The 17,843-nt window shown below is 68.5% G+C and carries 13 protein-coding genes; 7 read left to right on the top strand and 6 right to left on the bottom strand.

From position 1 onward, the window contains the following. Position 1: 1 nt before the first annotated feature. Genes purD through AABA78_RS00815 form a run of 3 tightly spaced genes read left to right on the top strand, consistent with a single transcriptional unit; the run spans position 2 to position 3,485 of the window. Positions 2-1,261, top strand: a complete 1,260-nt coding sequence (gene purD / locus AABA78_RS00825; protein WP_338261164.1) for a phosphoribosylamine--glycine ligase — start codon at positions 2-4, stop codon at positions 1,259-1,261. Next, entirely contained in the window at positions 1,258-2,370 is a 1,113-nt protein-coding gene (locus tag AABA78_RS00820) for an LptF/LptG family permease (protein ID WP_171419690.1), read from the top strand. Before purD ends, AABA78_RS00820 begins: the two co-directional genes overlap by 4 nt. Beyond that, the gene (locus AABA78_RS00815) at positions 2,367-3,485 is read left to right on the top strand and encodes an LptF/LptG family permease (protein WP_171419693.1); all 1,119 of its coding nucleotides are present in this window, start codon (positions 2,367-2,369) and stop codon (positions 3,483-3,485) included. Before AABA78_RS00820 ends, AABA78_RS00815 begins: the two co-directional genes overlap by 4 nt. Positions 3,486-3,491: 6 nt before the next feature. Here AABA78_RS00815 and AABA78_RS00810 read toward each other — a convergent pair whose 3' ends face one another. Then, positions 3,492-4,667: an acetate/propionate family kinase gene (locus AABA78_RS00810; RefSeq protein ID WP_338261162.1), complete on the bottom strand. Its 1,176-nt coding sequence runs from the start codon at positions 4,665-4,667 to the stop codon at positions 3,492-3,494. Further along, a complete protein-coding gene (locus AABA78_RS00805) occupies positions 4,664-7,024 on the bottom strand; it encodes a phosphoketolase family protein (protein WP_338261161.1) in 2,361 nt (786 codons plus the stop codon). The genes AABA78_RS00810 and AABA78_RS00805 overlap by 4 nt, the downstream gene beginning before the upstream one ends. A gap of 191 nt (positions 7,025-7,215) precedes the next feature. On the opposite strand from AABA78_RS00805, the gene AABA78_RS00800 reads away from it, so the two are divergent. Further along, positions 7,216-8,685 carry an ELWxxDGT repeat protein gene (locus AABA78_RS00800; protein WP_338261160.1) on the top strand — a complete coding sequence of 490 codons (1,470 nt, stop codon included), beginning with the start codon at positions 7,216-7,218 and terminating at the stop codon, positions 8,683-8,685. On the opposite strand, the gene AABA78_RS00795 is transcribed toward AABA78_RS00800, so the two are convergent. Next, the gene (locus tag AABA78_RS00795) at positions 8,669-10,138 is read right to left on the bottom strand and encodes an MDR family MFS transporter (protein ID WP_338261159.1); all 1,470 of its coding nucleotides are present in this window, start codon (positions 10,136-10,138) and stop codon (positions 8,669-8,671) included. The genes AABA78_RS00800 and AABA78_RS00795 overlap by 17 nt on opposite strands. A gap of 163 nt (positions 10,139-10,301) precedes the next feature. On the opposite strand from AABA78_RS00795, the gene AABA78_RS00790 reads away from it, so the two are divergent. The 3 genes from AABA78_RS00790 (at position 10,302) to AABA78_RS00780 (ending at position 13,208) form a co-directional block, all read left to right on the top strand. After that, positions 10,302-11,567: an O-antigen ligase family protein gene (locus tag AABA78_RS00790; protein WP_338261158.1), complete on the top strand. Its 1,266-nt coding sequence runs from the start codon at positions 10,302-10,304 to the stop codon at positions 11,565-11,567. Then, complete coding sequence (locus tag AABA78_RS00785) at positions 11,542-12,159, top strand: hypothetical protein (protein ID WP_338261157.1); 618 nt, start codon at positions 11,542-11,544, stop codon at positions 12,157-12,159. The genes AABA78_RS00790 and AABA78_RS00785 overlap by 26 nt, the downstream gene beginning before the upstream one ends. Positions 12,160-12,341: 182 nt before the next feature. Further along, on the top strand, positions 12,342-13,208 hold the full coding sequence (locus AABA78_RS00780; protein ID WP_338261156.1) for a GNAT family N-acetyltransferase: 867 nt from the start codon (positions 12,342-12,344) through the stop codon (positions 13,206-13,208). Between the two features lie 39 nt (positions 13,209-13,247). On the opposite strand, the gene AABA78_RS00775 is transcribed toward AABA78_RS00780, so the two are convergent. The 3 genes from AABA78_RS00775 to AABA78_RS00765 all read right to left on the bottom strand — a co-directional run bounded on the left by AABA78_RS00775 (position 13,248) and on the right by AABA78_RS00765 (position 17,778). Then, positions 13,248-14,345 carry a hypothetical protein gene (locus AABA78_RS00775; protein ID WP_338261155.1) on the bottom strand — a complete coding sequence of 366 codons (1,098 nt, stop codon included), beginning with the start codon at positions 14,343-14,345 and terminating at the stop codon, positions 13,248-13,250. A gap of 70 nt (positions 14,346-14,415) precedes the next feature. Next, positions 14,416-14,622: a hypothetical protein gene (locus AABA78_RS00770; protein ID WP_338261154.1), complete on the bottom strand. Its 207-nt coding sequence runs from the start codon at positions 14,620-14,622 to the stop codon at positions 14,416-14,418. Positions 14,623-15,471: 849 nt separating this feature from the next. Then, a complete protein-coding gene (locus AABA78_RS00765) occupies positions 15,472-17,778 on the bottom strand; it encodes a patatin-like phospholipase family protein (protein ID WP_338261153.1) in 2,307 nt (768 codons plus the stop codon). Between the last annotated feature and the right edge of the window lie 65 nt (positions 17,779-17,843).

Here is a 17,843-nt window from a genome sequence, read left to right as displayed (position 1 = left end):
CGTGAAGGTCCTGTTGCTGGGGTCGGGCGGACGCGAGCACGCGCTCGCGTGGAAGCTGGCCCAGAGTCCCCGTCTCTCCCGGCTCCTGGTGGGCCCGGGCAACCCGGGCACCGCGCGGTGGGGCACCAACGTGCCCCTGCAGGCGGACTCGCCGGGGGCGGTGGTGTCGCTGGCGCGCCGCGAGGGCGTGGACCTGGTGGTGGTGGGCCCGGAGGCGCCGCTCGTCGCGGGCGTCGCGGACGCGCTGGCGCAGGTGGACATCCCGTGCTTCGGCCCCGTCGCGGCGGCCGCGCGCATCGAGGGCTCCAAGGCCTTCGCCAAGGAGGTGATGGACGAGGCGGGCGTGCCCACCGCGGCCTTCCGCGTCTTCACCGACGCGGCGGAGGCGGAGAAGTACGCCGTCGCGCAGGGCCGCATCGTGGTGAAGGCGGACGGCCTGGCCGCGGGCAAGGGCGTCATCGTCGCGCCGGACGCGCAGGCCGCGCGCGACGCGGTGCGCGCCGTGGCGGCGATGGGCCAGGCGGGCCAGCGGATGGTGCTGGAGGAGCTGCTGGAGGGTGAGGAGGTGTCGCTGATGGCCCTGTGCGACGGCGAGCGCTACGTGCTCCTGCCGCTGTCGCAGGACCACAAGCGCGTGGGCGAGGGCGACACGGGCCCCAACACCGGCGGCATGGGCGCGTACTGCCCGGCGCCGTTCCTCACGCCCGAAGCGCTGGCGAAGGTGGGCGAGCAGGTCATCGCGCCGACGCTCGCGGTGCTGAAGAAGCGCGGCACGCCCCTGCGAGGCGTGCTGTACGCAGGGCTGATGCTCACGGCGTCCGGCCCGAAGGTGCTGGAGTTCAACGCGCGCTTCGGGGACCCGGAGACGCAGGTCCTGATGATGCAGGTGGACGAGGACCTGCTGCCGCTGCTGGACGCGTGCGCGAAGGGGACGCTGGAGCCCCGGCCGCTGAAGCAGTTCCCGGGCGCGTCGGTGGGCGTGGTGCTGGCGGCGGAGGGCTATCCGGAGGCGCCGAAGAAGGGCCAGCGGATTGAAGGGCTGGACGCCGTACCGTCGAACGCGCCGGTGTTCCTGGCGGGCGTGGCGAAGCAGGACGGCGCGCTGGTGACGGCGGGCGGCCGGGTGCTGACGGTGTGCGCGCGGGGCGACAGCCTGGCCACGGCGCGCGAGCGGGCCCTGGCGGCGGCGGACGCGGTGCGCTTCGAGGGCAGGCACTTCCGCCGGGACATCGGCGCGCGGGGGCTGCGGGCGCGGTCGTGAAGCTGCTGGCGCGCTACCTGCTCAAGGAGCTGCTCGTCCCCCTGTGCGTCTGGGTGGCGTTCATGTTCCTGCTGCTGTTCGTGATGCAGTTCCTGCGCGGCACGGACGTGCTCCTGGGCTCGGCGGTGACGCTGGGCGACCTGGGCCGACTCATCGCGTACCTGGCGCCGCACTTCCTGGTGATGGCGCTGCCCATCGCGTTCCTCCTGGCCATCCTGCTGGGCCTGGGGCGGCTGGGCGAGGACCGGGAGCTCACGTCGCTGCAGGCTTTGGGCATCAGCCCGCTCCAACTGCTGGCGGCGCCGCTGAGCGTGGGCATCGCGCTGAGCGCGTTCATGGTGCTGCTCACGTCCACGGTGGAGCCGTGGGGCCTCACGGGCGTGAAGGACCTGGTGGGGGAGGTCATCCAGAAGAACGTCGCGGGCGACGTGAAGTCCGGCGTCTTCTACGAGGACCTGAGCGACCTGACGCTGTACGCGCAGAAGGTGGCGCCCAAGGGCGGTGGGTGGACGAACGTGCTGTTGCACGACGACCGCGACCCCAGCTCGCCGCTGCTGGTGCTGGCGCACAAGGGCAGCGTGGGCACGTCCGAGCGGGGCGAGGCGCTGCGGATTGAATTGAAGGAAGGCGAGGTGCACCGCGCCAACCGCTCCTCGGTGGACGCGAGCGTCGTCGCCTTCGACAAGGCGGAGATCAACGTGGGGCTGGGCGGGTCGCTGTCGCGGCGCAACCGGTTCCGCTCGCCGAAGGAGGAGCTGACGCCGGTGGAGTTGATCGCGGCGGCGAAGGACGCGGAGGAGCGGCGGGATGATCCGCGTCCCTTCCTGATGGCGCTGCACAGCCGGCTGGGCAACGCGGTGGCGCCGATGGCGTTCGCGCTGCTGGGCACGCCGCTGGCCATTGGCCGCAGGCAGGCGGGCCGCGCGTGGGGCTACCTGCTGACCCTGGGCGGCTACGTCCTCTACTACCTGCTCAGCCGCGCCTTCGAGCAGATGGGCCAGAAGGGGCAGCTGCCGGTGCTGGTCGCGGGGCAGCTGGCCAACGTGCTCTTCATGGTGGTGGGCGCGTTCGCGCTGTACCGCGTGACGCGCTCGGGGACGGTGCGATGAAGGGCACCCTCTTCGGGTACGTGGTGCGCGCGTACGTGCGCTACACGCTGGGCATCCTGGCGGGCGTGGTGGCGGTGTTCCTGGTGGTGGACTTCGTGGACCGCGCGAAGGCCTACGGGGGCGAGGGCTGGGTGCTCGATGTGCTCAAGCTCTACGGCTACAAGGCGCTGGTGACGGTGCAGCAGCTGGGGCCGGCGGCGCTGCTGCTGGCGGCGGGCACGACGGTGTCCGCGCTGCGCAAGAAGGGCGAGGTGACGGCGCTGCGGGCGCTCACCTTCGGGCCCGCGGCGCTGTACCTGCCGGTGGGCCTGTGCGCGCTGGTGGCGTGCGTGGGGCTGGTGGCCTTCGACGAGACGGTGGCCGCGAGGGCGGGCCGGCGCGTGGACGAAATCACCACGCAGCGCTTCAACCGGTGGGGCGACTGGCGGATGTACTACACGCCGAAGCAGTGGTTCCGGCGGGGCGACGCCATCTTCTTCCTCCGGGGCGGCAACGCGCAGGAGGGCTTCGAGAACGTCTCCATCTTCACGCTGACGCCGGAGTTCAAGCTGCGCCGCCGCGTGGACGCGGGGCGGATGCGCTCGCTGGAGGGGACGCGCTGGGAGCTGACGGACGTGGTGGAGCGCACGTTCACGGAGGACGGGCGCACGTCGGTGACGCAGCAGCCCACCGCCGAATACGAGCTGGGCGTGGGCGCGACGACGTTCCGCATCCGTCCGGGCCGCCCGGAGCAGATGCGCCTGGGCGAGCTGGGCGAGCAGATCGTCGCGCGAGAAGAGGTGGGGCTCGCGACGAAGGCCTTCCAGCTGGCGTGGCACAACCGCTTCGCGTACCCGCTGGCGGGGCTGCCCGCGGCGCTGCTGGCGGTGGGCCTGGCGCTGCGGACGAACCGGCGGGGGCACCTGACGGCGGCGGTGGTGGAGGGGCTGCTCATCGCCGTGGCCATGTGGGGCCTGATGGTGGTGTCCCGCACGCTGGTGCTCACCGAGCGCCTGGCGCCCGCCATCGCGGCCTGGATGCCCACGACCCTGCTGACGATTGTCGCGGCGGCCCTGTGGTTGCGCCGCGAGGGCCTGCTGCACCTGCCGCGCCGGAGCCTCGCGCGGCGGGCGTAGGGGGCTTCACCCGCGGAGCAGCCGCCGCGTGTGACGGGCAATCTGCACCTCTTCATCGCTGGGCAGCACGCGCACGGGACATGACGCCGCATCGGCCGTGATGAGCTCCGCGCTCGCCTCATTGCGCTGGGCCTCCAGCCGGATGCCCAGGTGGCCGAGCGTCGCGCAGACGCCCTGGCGCACCCGCGCGCTGTTCTCCCCGATGCCGCCCGTGAACACGAGCAGGTCCAGTCCGCCGAGCACCGCCGCGTAGGCGCCCACCGTCTTCGCGATTCCGCGCGTGAAGACGTCCACCGCCAGGGCCGCCGCCGCGCTGCCCGCCTCCGCGTCGCGCGTGAGGGCCTGCATGTCGCTGGTCCCCTCCGACAGGCCCCGGAGCCCGGAGTCCTTGTTCACCAGCGCCTCCAGCGCCTCCGCGCCCAGCCCGTCCGTGCGCATCAGGAACAGCAACACGCCCGGATCCAGGTCGCCGGTGCGCGTTCCGCTGGGGACGCCGCCCGTGGGCGTGAAGCCCATGGACGTATCGACGGAGCGCCCGTGGTCGAGCGCCACGAGGCTCGCGCCGTTGCCCAGGTGCGCCACCACGGTGCGAGCGGGCACCTGGGGCGCGAGCCTCGCGACGATGGACTCATACGACAGGCCATGGAAGCCATACCGCTGCACGCCCTGGTCGCGCACGGAGCGGGGCAGGGGGAATGTCGAAGCGACCTCCGGCATCGTCGCGTGGAAGGCCGTGTCGAAGCAGACGAACTGCGGCAGGCCCGGACACTGCCGCTCCGCGGCCCGGATGAGCTGGAGCGCGGCGGGGATGTGCAGCGGCGCGAAGTGCGTCGCCGCCTCCAGCGCCTTCATCACCTCCGGCGTCAGCGCCTGGTGCTGGCGCAGGTGGGGACCGCCATGCACCACCCGGTGCCCGATGGCCAGGGGCCGCGAGCCGCCCAGCTCGCTCAGGTGCCGCACGGCCTCGCGGAGGGCGTCCTCCTGCGACGGATGCCGCACGTCCACCGCGCGCACCTGCTTCCCCGCGCCGTCCTTCACGACGAGCCGGGCCTGCTCCGCGCCAATGGGGCTCACGCTGCCCTTGAGCCACACTGCCTCCTGGCCGTCCTGCTCGACATAGAGGCCGAACTTCAGCGACGAGGAGCCGCTGTTGATGACCAGCACCGCGCCCGGGTCGCTCATCGCGCGCTCCACTTCCAGTCAGCCACCTCGGGCATGTCCTCGCCGTGCTCCGACACGTAGAGCTTGTGCCGCTGGCGCACTTCGCTGAAGCGCTGCTCCGCGTCGTCCACCAGGTGCCGCGCGGCCTTCGCGTGCCGGATGGCATCCAGCGCCAGGGTGAAGCGGTCCATGTCGTTGAGCACCGTCATGTCGAACGGCGTCGTCGTGGTGCCCTCTTCCTTGAATCCGTGCACGTGGATGTTGGCGTGGTTGGCCCGGTTGTACGTGAGCTTGTGCACGAGCGTCGGGTAGCCGTGGAACGCGAACACCACGGGCTTGTCCGTGGTGAACAGGCGGTTGAAGTCCTCCTCGTTGAGCCCATGCGGATGGACGTTCACGGGCGCGAGCGTGAACACGTCCACCACGTTGACGACGCGCACCTTGAGCTCCGGGGCCCATTCGCGCAGCAGCGTCACCGCGGCCATCGTCTCCAGGGTGGGCACGTCCCCCGCGCACGCCATCACCACGTCCGGGTCGCCGTCGTCATTGCCGGCCCAGTCCCATGTGCCGATGCCCGCCGAGCAGTGGCGCACGGCGCTCGGCATGTCCAGCCACACCGGCGAGGGCTGCTTCCCCGCGATGATGAGGTTCACGTAGTTCTTCGAGCGCAGGCAGTGGTCCGTCACCGACAGCAGCGTGTTCGCGTCCGGCGGCAGGTAGATGCGCACCGTGTCCGCCTTCTTGTTGGCCACGTGGTCGATGAAGCCCGGGTCCTGGTGGGAGAACCCGTTGTGGTCCTGCCGCCACACGTGCGAGCTGAGCAGGTAGTTCAGCGACGCGATGGGCTTGCGCCACGGCAGCTCCCGGGCGCTTTTGATCCACTTGGCGTGCTGGTTGAACATCGAATCGATGATGTGGATGAACGCCTCGTAGCAGGAGAAGAAGCCGTGGCGTCCGGTGAGCAGGTAGCCCTCCAGCCAGCCCTGGCAGAGGTGCTCGCTCAGGACCTCCATCACGCGGCCGTCGACGGAGAGGTTCTCGTCCGTGGCCTCCAGCTTCGCGTCCCAGCTCTTGCCGCTGACGGCGTAGACGTCCTGGAGCCGGTTGGACGCGTTCTCGTCCGGAGCGAACATGCGGAAGTTCTTCGCCGCCAGGTTGTTGCGCATCACGTCCCGCAGGTAGCCGCCCAGCACCCTGGTGGCGCTGACCTGCTTCGAGCCTGGGACGCCCGGGTCGATGGCGTAGTCACGGAAGGCCGGCAGCACGAGCGGCACCAGCAGCTGGCCACCGTTCGAGTGCACGTTGACGCCCATGCGCAGCCGGCCCTTGGGCGCGATGTCCGCCAGCTCCTCGCGGAAGGTGCCGTTCGCGTCGAACAGCTCGCGGGGGCGGTAGCCGTGGAGCCACGCCTCCAGGATCTTCAGGTGCTCGGGGTTGTCGCGCACCTCCTCCAGCGGCACCTGGTGGGCGCGCCAGGTGCCCTCCACCGGCTTGCCGTCCACCACCTTCGGGCCTGTCCACCCCTTGGGCGTGCGCAGCACGAGCATGGGCCAGCGCGGGCGTGTGGGGTCGTTCTTCTCGCGAGCGTGGCGCTGGATGCGCTGGATCTCGGCGTAGAGGGTGTCGAGCACCTCCGCCATCCGCTGGTGCATGTCCTTCGGGTCGTCGCCCTCCAGGACGTAGGGCTTGTAGCCGTAGCCCTTGAAGAGGGACTCCAGCTCGTCGGGGTCGATGCGCGCGAGCACCGTGGGGTTGGCGATCTTGTACCCGTTGAGGTGCAGGATGGGCAGCACCGCGCCGTCGGTGATGGGGTTGATGAACTTGTTGGAGTGCCAGCTCGCGGCGAGCGCGCCAGTCTCCGCCTCGCCGTCTCCGACGACGCAGGGGACGATGAGGTCCGGGTTGTCCAGCACGGCGCCGTACGCGTGCAGCAGCGAGTAGCCCAGCTCGCCGCCCTCGCTGATGGAGCCGGGGACCTCCGGCGCGTCGTGGCTGGGCACGCCGTAGGGCCAGGAGAACTGGCGGAACAGGCGCTTCATGCCGTCGCGGTTGCGCTCGATGTTGGGGTACAGCTCCGTGTAGGAGCCTTCGAGGAACGTGTTGGCGATGATGCCGGGCGCGCCGTGACCGGGCCCAATGACATACATCATGTTGGCCCGGTGGTTCCGGATGATGCGGTTCAGGTGGACGTAGATGAAGTTGAGGCCGGGCGTGGTGCCGAAGTGGCCCAGCAGGCGCGGCTTGATGTCCTCGCGCGTGAGGGGCCGCTCCAGCAGCGGGTTGTCCTTGAGGTAGATCTGCCCGACGGACAGGTAGTTCGCCGCGCGCCAGTAGGCGTCGATCTTCTGCAGCTCCTCGTCACTCAGCGGACCCGCCATCTTTCATCTCCCGAGCTGAAGGGTGTGCCTCCGGGGCGGACCACACTCCAGCCCCCCACGCCACGCAATGGCCTTGGAGCAAAAAGACAAGCGCGTCGGTTTTCCGACAGGGCCCTGGGGCCCGCGTCCGTTGGCGCAACTGCGGCTCGCGTCCCACCGTTCCTTGATTGGCAATGACAAGGAGTTGGGTGATGCGCTTGGGATTCGCGTATGTCCTTGCGGTGCTGGGACTGTGGGGCTGTGGCGGGGTGCAGGACCCGGAGGCGCCAGCGGTGGAGGAGCGGGAGGTCCAGGCCCAGGCTTGCACGCCCGCGCTGGCGGCCACCAAGGTGAAGGACATCCTCCCGCCTGACGCGCCCCTGCCTTCACCGTTCCGTCCGATTCCCACGGGGCTGACGAACGTGCAGGGCACGCTGTACTTCTCCGCGGACCCCTACCAGGGGCCGGCGGCCCTGTGGCGCAGTGACGGCACGACGGCGGGCACCGTGCCGTTCAAGGTGTTCCCTGTCGAAGGGCTGACCTTCCGCGACTTCGGCTCCTTCACCGCCGTGGGCTCGCGCCTCTTCTTCACGATGAACGACCCGGTGGTTGGCTCGGAGCTGTGGGTGACGGACGGGACGGCGGTGGGGACGCGGCTGGTGAAGGACATCACGCCGGGCATCGAGGGCTCCTCCCTGTCGAATCTCACCTCCCTGGGGGGCGAGCTGAGCTTCTTCCGCGCGACGGCGAGCGGGATGGAGCTGTGGCGCTCGAACGGCACGGACGCGGGGACGCGCCGGGTGGTGGCCTTCGGCCCCGAGGAGTCGATGGCTTCTCCCACGTTGCGGACGGACGGCGCGCTGCTGTTCTTCCTCCAGGACGCGGTCCACGGCACGCGCCTGTGGAGGACGGATGGCACCGCGGCGGGAACCCAGGTCGTCAAGCGCCTGGACGCGGGCCAGCCGCCCGTGACGGCGGCGCGGCTCAGCTACACCGGCCAGGGGCTGTTCACGCTGCTCGACGAGGGAAACAACACGGAGGTGTGGCGGACGAACGGCACGGCGGCGGGCACCGTGCGCCTGGAGACCTTCGGCAAGGTGGTGCAGTTGTTGGGATCGACGGGCCCGTACGTCGTCGTGGCCGCGCGCACCGCGGACAACGAGCACCTGAAGCTGTACCGCCTGTCGCTGGCGGGAGGCGGCAAGGCGACGGTGACGACGCTGCCCAACCCCTTCCAGGGCCAGCTCTCCAACGACCCCTCCGTCCAGGATTCGCAGGAGGCGGGCGGCAGAGTCTACTTCTCCGAGCGGATCAGCTCGCCGGGCCCCGCGGCCCGTCAGGTCAGCCTGTGGGTGACGAACGGCACCGAGGAGGGGACGCTGCAGCTCAGCCAGCGGCTCATCACGTCGGACGTGCGCAGCTCGCCCCTGTTCAACACGGGCGGCGGCACGCTGCTCTTCAGCTCGGGGGACGGGGGCGATGGCATCCTGCCCCAGGTCACGAACGGGACGCCCGCGGGCACGGGCACCGTCACCACGTCCAGCCCGGGGGGGAACACGCCCGAGGAGTTCACGCGCGCTGGCAACACGATCTTCTTCCGGGCGTACTCCGGCGTCCACGGGGACGCGCTGTGGTCCGTGCCCGTCAACGTGACCTGCACGCCGCTCAGTGAGAGGCGGTGACGTCGGACAGATTCACCGGCGTGGTGACGCGCTTCACCTTGGGGAAGAACAGGCCCGCGACGAACGCGGCGATCATCGCCGCGCACATGATCCAGAAGTTGATGGACAGCCCCGTGTTCAGCGCGCCGCCGAGCGATTCGAGGATGGCGGGCGCCAGCCCGCGCCCGTGCTCGGGCCCGAGCAGCTCCGCGGCGGCGCTCACGGGGACGTTCGGATCCTTCATGAGCTGCGACACCAGCACGCCGCCCATGAGGCCCACGCCCAGCGAGCCGCCGATGGTCCGGAAGAACATGTTGCTGGCCGTGGCCACGCCGCGAAGCTCCCAGCCCACGGTGGTCTGCACGGCGACCATGGTCGCCATGGCGGCGAAGCCCAGGCCAACGCCAAACAACCCCATGGCGATCTCCGGCACGAGCATGGACGCCCCCGGCTTGAGCAGGAACGCCATCAGCGCGGTGCCAATCGTCGCCAGTCCCAGGCCACCGACGATGAGGGGCCGGAACCCGGTGCGGACCATGATCTTGCCGCCGATGAGGCTCGCCAGCGGCCAGCCGACGATCATCGGGGTGATCATCCCGCCCGCCATGGTGGCCGAACCGCCGAGCACGCCCTGCACGTACAGGGGCACGTAGGTGGTCGCGCCGAACTGGGCGGCGGAGAAGAGGGCGCCGGCCACGTTCGAGATGGCGATGGTGGGAATCTTGAAGATGCTCATCGGGATGATGGGCTCGGCGGCGCGAAGCTCCACGAACACGAAGCCGGTGAGCAGCACGGCGGCGATTGGAAGGCCGAGCAGCGACCGCCCCGAGCCCTGCACCCCGAACAGCAGCGCCACGACGCCCGAGGACAGGAGCGCCGCGCCCGCGTAGTCAAGCCGCGGGCGGGCCTTGGCCTGGAGCTGCTCGTGGAAGAACGCGACGAGCAGCGCCATGGACGCGATGCCGATGGGGATGTTGATGAAGAAGATCCAGTGCCAGGTGAGGTACTTCACGATGAGGCCACCGGTGAGCGGGCCCGCGAGGCCGGCGATGCCCCACACGGCGCTGAACGCGCCCTGGACCTTCCCGCGCTGCTCCAGCGTGTAGATGTCCCCGATGATGGTGATGGCGATGGGCTGCATGGCGCCCGCGCCCAGGCCCTGGAGGACGCGGAAGGCGATCAGCATGTTCATCGACGTGGAGAGCCCGCACGCGATGGAGGACAGCAGGAACAGGGTGGTGCCGAAGAGGATGACGGGCTTGCGGCCGTAGAGGTCGGCGAGCTTCCCGTAGATGGGCACGGTGATGGTGGACGACAGCATGTACGCGGTGAAGACCCACGCGTAGTGCTGGATGCCGCCCAGGTCGCTGACCACCGTGGGCATGGCGGTGGAGACGACGGTCATCTCCAGCGCGGCCACGAAGAGGCACAGCGCCAGAGCCAGGGTGGTGAAGGGTCGGTGGGTGGTGCGCATGGCGGAAGGGGGCCCCGGGAAGGGACGCTGGGTAACGCGTGCCCGTCCGGACCGCCAACGTCAAGCGCGTGAAATGTCGCGATGGGCGCCATCGCCGGAGATTCCAGGTCCAGTCAGGAAGGGCAGGGGAGAGCGAGGTGGGATAGGGTCCGGCGCGCACGGCATGGTCACGGATACCAAGACGGTCGAGGCAGGGCGCTGGCGGACGGCGGTCGCCGCGGTGTTGGGGCTCTACGCGGTGGGCCTGGTGCTGGCGGAGGCGGTGCTCCAGGCGGGAGCCATCCTGGCCACGGCGCTGGCCCTGGCGCTGGCGGTGACGAAGCGGCTGAGGCTGGAGAAGGACGTCAGGGCGTTCGTGCTGGCGAGCGTCGCCCTGTGTGTCTGGCAGCTCCTCTCCCCAGCGGTCGCGCTGATGACAGGGGCCGCGGCGAAGTGGCCGAGGGGCGCGAGGTACGGCCAGGCGCTGGACACGGTGGCGGGAGCGGCGGTCGCGTGCATCGGGACGCTGGGGGTGCCGTGGCTGATGCTGGGAGGCCTCATCGCGGGAGGCTGGCTCGCGGCGGCGGCCCTGGGCTTGTTCCAGCACCGGGTGCCGTGGCCCTGGGAGCCGCCGAAGTTCACGAAGCTGAACCTGTCGCGACTGCACGAGAACTTCGGGACGGAGGAGCACCCGAGGTACGCGGCGGGGGGCTTCTTCTTCCACCGGCTGAGGTTCGCGCACGGAGCGATTGCCGTGCTGGGCCCTGCGCTGGCGGTGATTGGCCGCTCGAAGGTGACACGGCGGCGGGTGCTGGCGGGCGTGATGGTGCTGGGGCTGCTGCTGTCCATCTACGCCGCCTTCGCGCGAGCGGCGTTGGGAGCGGCGCTGGGCGTGTGTGTGTTGGCGCTGCTGCTGTTGCTGCGAGGGACGGCGAGGAAGGCCGGGCTCGGGGTGGCGGTGGCGCTGGTGGTCGCGGTCCTGCTGACGCCCGCGTGGCGGGAGCGGTTCGGCAAGGCGGTGGACAACCTCTTCGGCAGCGGAGAGCGCTCGCTGGCGATGTCCGTGGGCTGGCGCCTGGTGCGCGAGCATCCGTTGGTGGGCGTGGGCTTCGGCAATCACAAACCCGCGGCCCTGGCGACGCAGGCGGAGACGGGCATCACTGACCTGCTGGCCACGGACTCACACAATATCTGGCTGACGGCCTGGGCGGAGACGGGGCTCGTGGGGCTGGTGTTGCTGGCGACGATGCACGCACTGCTCGCGAGGGCGCTGGTGCGAAGGCACCGGGCAGGTTCCATCCCGGCCACGGGAGCCCTGCTGTCCTTCGTGGGCTTCCACGTCCTGGCCCTGGTGCACTACCTGCCGTTCCACCCCAGCGTGCACCTGTCATTCATGTTCGTGTGGGGGCTGGGATTGAATGATTATGGCGAAAGAAAAAACCAAACGTGAAAAGCGCGTGCGGTCAATCCGTCATGTGCCACTTTCATCAGCCTACTTGGGGTTGCTGACGAGCTGCGAGCGTCTACAGCTCTTGATCAGTGGCAAGGACCCGTTTCCCACAGATCCCATCGGCATCCCTTTCTGTAAAGGGAGTTGGCGCGAGCAGTTTGATGACACATGCAGCGGTGGGATCGTGCTGCAGGCCCTCGGCTTCACGCCAGAGGCACTTCAGGCGCGCTTCACCACCCCTGCCGACTGCTTCATGCGTTTGGTGGATTTTGGCATTGGCTTCATTAACCTCTCGTACCATTTTCTCGATGGGTCGGCCCGCGAAGCTGATGAGGCTCCGTATTTGAAGAGCGCCGCAGAGATCAATAAGCCGTTACTCGCCAAAGCCGAGCGAGTGTTGCTGTGCGGAGAGGCGGCGAAGATGCACTGGTACGCCGGCACGCGGCCCTACGATCACATTTTGTGTCACCCAGATCGGCGTAACGCAATCACCGAGCGCGACGAAATCCGGATGGCCTGGCAGGCGACGTGGGCGCCCGGCAAGCTCGTTCAGTTCTACCGCGTGCCCGTGGCAAGAATCCTTGCACGGTGACTTCGCTTGCGCTGGAGGTTGGTGGCATCGAGGCGAGACAAGCCACGAGCTTTGCACACATGCCCCCTGCGGCCCCAGCGTGCACCGGTCGTTCATGTTCGTCTAGGGACTGGGCTCGTGCAGTCATGAGGTGCGCTCAGCCATGGAGTTGACTGAGCTTTCGATCTGATTGGGGGTGTGTGATGGACTCCGTTGCGGTCACTGAGATCGGGCAGTTCGATGCCGGGTTGCAGGAGCTGTTCTGTGACTATGTGCCCCAGGTGTTCCGCCGCGCGGATTTCCGTCGTTGGCGCGCATGGGGTGAGTGGAACGACGCCTATCGTGCGTTCGCTTTGCTGGAGGCCGGCCGCGTGGTGGCCAATGCCTCCGTGATGCGGATGCGTCTGCTGCTGGAAGGGCGCGAGGTGACGGCCTACCAGCTTGGGGCCGTGGGCTGCCTGCCGTCGCATCGTGGACGGGGACTGGCACGGGTGGTCATGAACGCAGCGCTGGACGGGTGCGGGGAGGCACCGGTGTTGCTCTTCGCCAACCCCAAGGTGCGTCAGTTCTACCCGCGCTTCGGGTTCCAACCGCAGATGCAGACGTTGTTCTCCGCCAGCTACGAAGCCGTGCCTGAAGGCACACCCGCCCCCACGCTCTCACTGGAGGAAGCGGCCGTGCGCGCTGGACTCACCATGCTCTCCAGCGAGGGACTTCCTTCCACGGAGCGCTTCGGCGCGCGGGGCTACGGGGCGGTGGCGAGCTGGCCCGTGGCCAATGGCTTCGCGAGGCCGCTGCGCCAACTGGGAACGGAGGCCTGGGTGTTCGCGGGAGTGGAGGGCGAGACGCTGTATCTCGACGACGTCTTCGCCCGTGAGCCCTTCGACCTGCGGGCCTGGATCCCCCGGCTGATTGACCAACCCATCCGGGACATCCGCTTCGGCTTCACCCCGGAGCGCTACTGGCCCGGTGCGGTGGCCTCCGGTGAGGACATGGAGGCCGACCTGTTCGTGCGCAACCTGCATCCCTCACGTGAGGCCAACCGGTTCCCGGTCATGGCCCACACGTGACCTTCGCACCTGCTCAATCCATGAGGAAAGCAGCGCGTCTCACGGGCAGGCCTTCTCGACCAACTTGATCCGCATGGCTCCATCGACGCTCGGGTCGTTGGTCTGGTCGCCGATGGCGATGGTGCCGTTCGTGATGAAGTTGCTCCGCGTGAGCTTCGCGACGCCGTCGACGCTCACCGTCGCCACCTTCGCGGCATCCACCGCGAGCTCGTAGACGTGATACGCGCCATCGGTCACGGCGAACGCCGAGGACTGCGAGTCATCCGCCCAGCCGATCTTCGCGCTGTCCAGGTAGATCATCTGTGCGCGATCCGTGCCGGTGCCGACCTGGCCGGTAAGACTCCCCAGGATTGCCGCTCCGCTATCGAGCGAGTTGTGGGGGTTCACCGATTCGACCTGCATCGTCACGCGGATCGTGAACGGCTGGGCCGGGTCGACCGCGTTCGCCCGCACGATGAGCAACTGCCCGCCTGAACGGCCGCCGCTGGGCGTCGAGGTCTCCAGGCGCACGGAGTCCTCGCCATACGTGAGCGAGTTCGGCGTCTGCCCGACCGTCGTCCAGCCTTGTGCCGCGAGGTCCGTGCCGCCGACCATCATCGGAATGCCCGAGCGAGGCGACCACGTCGTAGTCGACGTCGTGGGCGTGCACACTTCGCAGGCATTCAACGGGCTCGGCGTACCCTCGGCGTAGAACGTGCCGTTGATGAAGCACTTCGGGCTGCACGCGCCGGCCGAGCAGATCTGACCCGTGCCGCACGCCGCCCCGTCCACGAGCGGGGTCCACGCCGTCGCGGACGTCGCGGGCACACACTGCTCGCAGGCATTCGCCGGGTTCACCGCCCCCGCCGCGAACTGCTCCGTGCCGATCCGACAGACCGCGACGCAGGCGCTGGCCTCACAGTCCTCGGTGGCCGAGCAGGCCTGGTCGCACCCTCCACAGTGGGCCGGGTCGGTTGCGGTGTTCACACAGGTGTCGCCGCACTGCGTGGTGCCCTCGGTGGTGCACATCTCCGGCACGGAACCATCAGGCACGGACGCGTCGGGTGTCCCGCCGGGGTTGGGGGAATCGTCACTGCAAGCGGCGAAAAAGCTGATCACGACCACACAGGAGAGCGCGATGGAACGAATGGAGGTCATGGATGTACGTGACTTTGCGCCCGCATCACGGATCGCAGGGGTTCGCGTCCTGGTTCTTCGCGAGGCGTTGTCAGGGGCCAAGCTCCAAGCCGATGCCCAGAGCCACGGACCAGAGCGTCTTTCGGGAGCCCGTGCCCGGGTACCACTCGCCGACCAGCTGGGCGCGGAGGAACTCCAAAAAGGTGATGCCCACGAGCCCCTTGACCACGGGGCGTGAGCACGCGTTCACGTGGCTGGCGCCTCCGCCCTGGACAAACCTCACGAGGCTCCACGGCATCTTCGCTCCAAGCGCGAAGGCGCGGTCATTTCCGTCCACTCGAACGCAAGTCCTTGCATGGACGGCATTGGGAGATTTCCATCAAGAAGTAGTCGCTTGCGATCAGGACGAAGGCCTTCTAGAAGAACTGGAGTTCCTGGCGGACCGGCGCCTGTGAAAGTCGATTCTCTCGGCACCTGTGCAACGCATCTGCTTGCGGCAGGATTTCCACTGTCAATCATGAGTGTCCTCCCGAATCGCCAGTCCGCACGCCCAATGCGAGTCTCTCCGTCACGTCCCATCCGTGTCTGTGCCGCGGTGCTTGGCGCGGGGGCGGTTGCCCTGTTGTGGCAACCGCTGGGGTGCGTGGGCTCAAGGAGAATGGGCCCTGATGCGGCCCGCCATCCAGACAGGGGGCTCAAGGGAGAACGGCGTCTGCTGCCGCTGTGTTACAGCCCTTGTGAGGACCGCTGGGAGGATGCTGGCGGATATTTTTGTCACTGCCCGCCAGGGTTTGACGAGGGGGCTCCCGATGACGCCCCCTCATCCCCGCAGGACTCGGGCCACCGGATTCCCTGACGTACCCCCTGATGAGAGGTTGGATGAACGGCAACGATAGATGATGCGACGCTGTGCGCGGAGAGCAGCGCGGCGAGTTGCTGGGCCGCTAGCGTAGGCCACCGGAACGACCCGAGCTGTCCGGCCCTGATCCCCATCCACGTCTGCCCAAAGCACATCTTCCTGTGACAAGTCTGATTCTGCCCAACCCAAGCCACCTGGAATTCGATTCTCCTCAAACTCGCTGATTCTGGATTGTCTCTGGTTTGGGGTGAATGTCATCCAGCATCAAGCCATTGGTCTGTATTCGCATTAGAGCCCAAGCTCCACGCCAATGCCCGGGGCCACGGACCAGAGGGTCTTCCGGGAGCTGCTTCCCGGGAACCACTCACCGACGACTTGGGCGCGGAGGAACTCCAGGAAGGTGATGCCCACGAGCGCCTGGACGACGGGCCGTGAGCACGCGGTCACATGGCTGGCGCCGCCGTCCGTGCAGAGGTTCGTCCCGTAGCCATCGTTCGCGCTGAACAACCATCCGGCACGAAGCGCGAGGCGACTTTGGGAGAGGAAGGTCTGCTCCGAGCGGGGCTGGAACTCCAGTCCGCCCGTGAGGGCCACGCCGAAGGGGTCGCTGCTGCTGCCGGAGGAGAGGACATCCTCGAGTCCCCGGAACCCGACCGCGCCCGCGAACCGGAGCCCGGACGACAGAGGCATCTCGGAGGCGCCGACGCTCAAGCCGACCTCGCTCTCGGTGGGCCCCATGGTGATGTGCAGCGACAGCCGCTGGGGCTCATAGCTGATGCTGTCCACCGCGAGTTTGCTGGCGAAGCGGACCGTGGGCTTGTCGGAGGCGGGCTGCACCGCCGCGAGCCGGTGGGCGGCGGCTCCGAGTAGATGGCGGATGCGCAGCACCGCGAGCTCTCCCCGGCCCTTCGGCACGCCGAGGTCGCGAAAGCCAAAGCCATAGGCTCCGAGCAGTCGCATCGAATACGCCAGCTCTGATTCCTTGTCGCTCTGCTTCCATTCCGGCCATTCGCCAGGCTGGAGGCCGGGGACCCTCGGCGGCGGCTGTCCCGCGAGGGCGCGATCACAGTGCGTGTTGCGCCATGCGCCAGCGGGGACTGTCACCGCGGGCTTGCTACAGGCGTCGTAGAGCTGGTCCAGCGACATCTGCAACAGTGCCCGGAAGTCCGCCAGCGCTTCACCCTGACACACCTGCTCCGCGCTCGGAGAGGCGTCATAGACGGCGCTCATGCAGGCGAAAGGCTGCCATCCGCCAAGACCATCCATCGCCGCCGCGCGTGGCTTTTCCGCCTGCGTCCGCCCTTCCCGGAACGCGTCATCCATCATCCGGCGGGCGTCATACATGCCCAGGTAGAAATCAAAGACACGGAAGCTGGTCTCGAAGAAGCCCAGGAACGCGAACAGGGGGGCACCGGCAGCGGGGAAGTGTCGGCGCGGCAAGGTGAGGCGCTGGGCGATCTCCGGTTCTTCCTCCAGGAGCATGGCCAGTTCCTTCGAGCGCGCTGTGTCCACGAAGGTGGCGAGGAGCTCCGCGAGTGTCGCGGGCAGGGAGGTGGGACTGGCGTCAGCCGGAGTGGGCGGGGCTACCGGGTACTCGGTGGCATCCGGGTCGATGAAGGCGAACGCGATGCCCGGGGGCGTCGTGCGCACGTCCGGCTGTGGAACTGGACGCCACTCCAGCTTGCCATCCGCTGTTTCGCGCAAGCCATCGCGAGCCAGCCCCACGGCCAGGCGAAGGGGCGTGTTGTCAAAGACACCGCCATCAATGAACAGCTCCCGCCGCGCCTCCGATGGCAGGCACACGCCTGGCTTGGTGGACGCGTTGGGTGAGCAGGTTCGCAGGGGGTGGGGCGGGAAGGCGATGGGGAAGGACATGGATGCGAGCAGCAGCTCGCGCAGATTCCCGAAAGGGATTTCCCCCTGCTCGTCTGTCTCCAGCAGCAGCTCCAGACGCCGGCCCTCGCGAGTGGTGTAATTGGTTGCGCGAGGAGGCCGTCCCTTCCCACGTCCCTGGATGCGGATGGCGAACTTCTCTTCGAGCCGGGGCAGGTCGAGCCGTCCATTCGCGGCCTGGAGCGCACGAGGCGACAGGCGCGTCGTCGATACTCCGAGCACGACGTCGCAGGCTGGGTCCAGGCCGCGATTCCAGGCCTGTTCAATGTGACCGGCACGGCGTTCCAGCGCCTCCCGGGAGAAGACACCCAGCGGCGTTGTCGAGGACGGGATGAACAGGTCGTTGAAGCCAATGGGTACCCAGATGTCCCAGAACAGCGACTGTGCCGGCGTCGATGCATCCACGCCACAGGTAGCCATGACCGCCAGCAGGGCGTTGAGGCTTCCCGCGGAAGCACCCGTCACGAGCCGCAGGTCCACGGCGCGCTCCCCTTGTGAGGACGTCCCTGAGTAGTACAGGAAACCTGCCTCATATGACCCCAGGGACACGCCTCCGCTCACGGTAAGCGATACGGTCTTCGGCGTCGCGGATTGGAGGGAGGGGAGGGCTTGGGCGCTCGCGTTCGAAGCAGTCAGGAACAGAACACAGGCGATGGTTCGGGTCGGCAGACCAGGAGTGCGTGATTTCACACGACTGAGCATGGAGCACTTCTCACTTCCCAGAGAGGAAATACACTCTCAGAACATCCGCACAGGAACATGCCCGT

The organism is Corallococcus caeni (genome assembly GCF_036245865.1).
GTDB lineage: Bacteria > Myxococcota > Myxococcia > Myxococcales > Myxococcaceae > Corallococcus > Corallococcus caeni.
This window is presented reverse-complemented; position numbering and strand designations above follow the sequence as displayed.

What these genes read in the sequence shown, in the direction of transcription:
- AABA78_RS00815 (WP_171419693.1), top strand. Translation starts at nt 2,367, where the DNA reads ATGAAGGGCACCCTCTTCGGGTACGTGGTGCGCGCGTACGTGCGCTAC.
- AABA78_RS00810 (WP_338261162.1), bottom strand. Translation starts at nt 4,667, where the DNA reads ATGAGCGACCCGGGCGCGGTGCTGGTCATCAACAGCGGCTCCTCGTCG.
- AABA78_RS00805 (WP_338261161.1), bottom strand. Translation starts at nt 7,024, where the DNA reads ATGGCGGGTCCGCTGAGTGACGAGGAGCTGCAGAAGATCGACGCCTAC.
- AABA78_RS00800 (WP_338261160.1), top strand. Translation starts at nt 7,216, where the DNA reads ATGCGCTTGGGATTCGCGTATGTCCTTGCGGTGCTGGGACTGTGGGGC.
- AABA78_RS00795 (WP_338261159.1), bottom strand. Translation starts at nt 10,138, where the DNA reads ATGCGCACCACCCACCGACCCTTCACCACCCTGGCTCTGGCGCTGTGC.
- AABA78_RS00790 (WP_338261158.1), top strand. Translation starts at nt 10,302, where the DNA reads ATGGTCACGGATACCAAGACGGTCGAGGCAGGGCGCTGGCGGACGGCG.
- AABA78_RS00785 (WP_338261157.1), top strand. Translation starts at nt 11,542, where the DNA reads ATGGCGAAAGAAAAAACCAAACGTGAAAAGCGCGTGCGGTCAATCCGT.
- AABA78_RS00780 (WP_338261156.1), top strand. Translation starts at nt 12,342, where the DNA reads ATGGACTCCGTTGCGGTCACTGAGATCGGGCAGTTCGATGCCGGGTTG.
- AABA78_RS00775 (WP_338261155.1), bottom strand. Translation starts at nt 14,345, where the DNA reads ATGACCTCCATTCGTTCCATCGCGCTCTCCTGTGTGGTCGTGATCAGC.
- AABA78_RS00770 (WP_338261154.1), bottom strand. Translation starts at nt 14,622, where the DNA reads ATGCCGTGGAGCCTCGTGAGGTTTGTCCAGGGCGGAGGCGCCAGCCAC.
- AABA78_RS00765 (WP_338261153.1), bottom strand. Translation starts at nt 17,778, where the DNA reads ATGCTCAGTCGTGTGAAATCACGCACTCCTGGTCTGCCGACCCGAACC.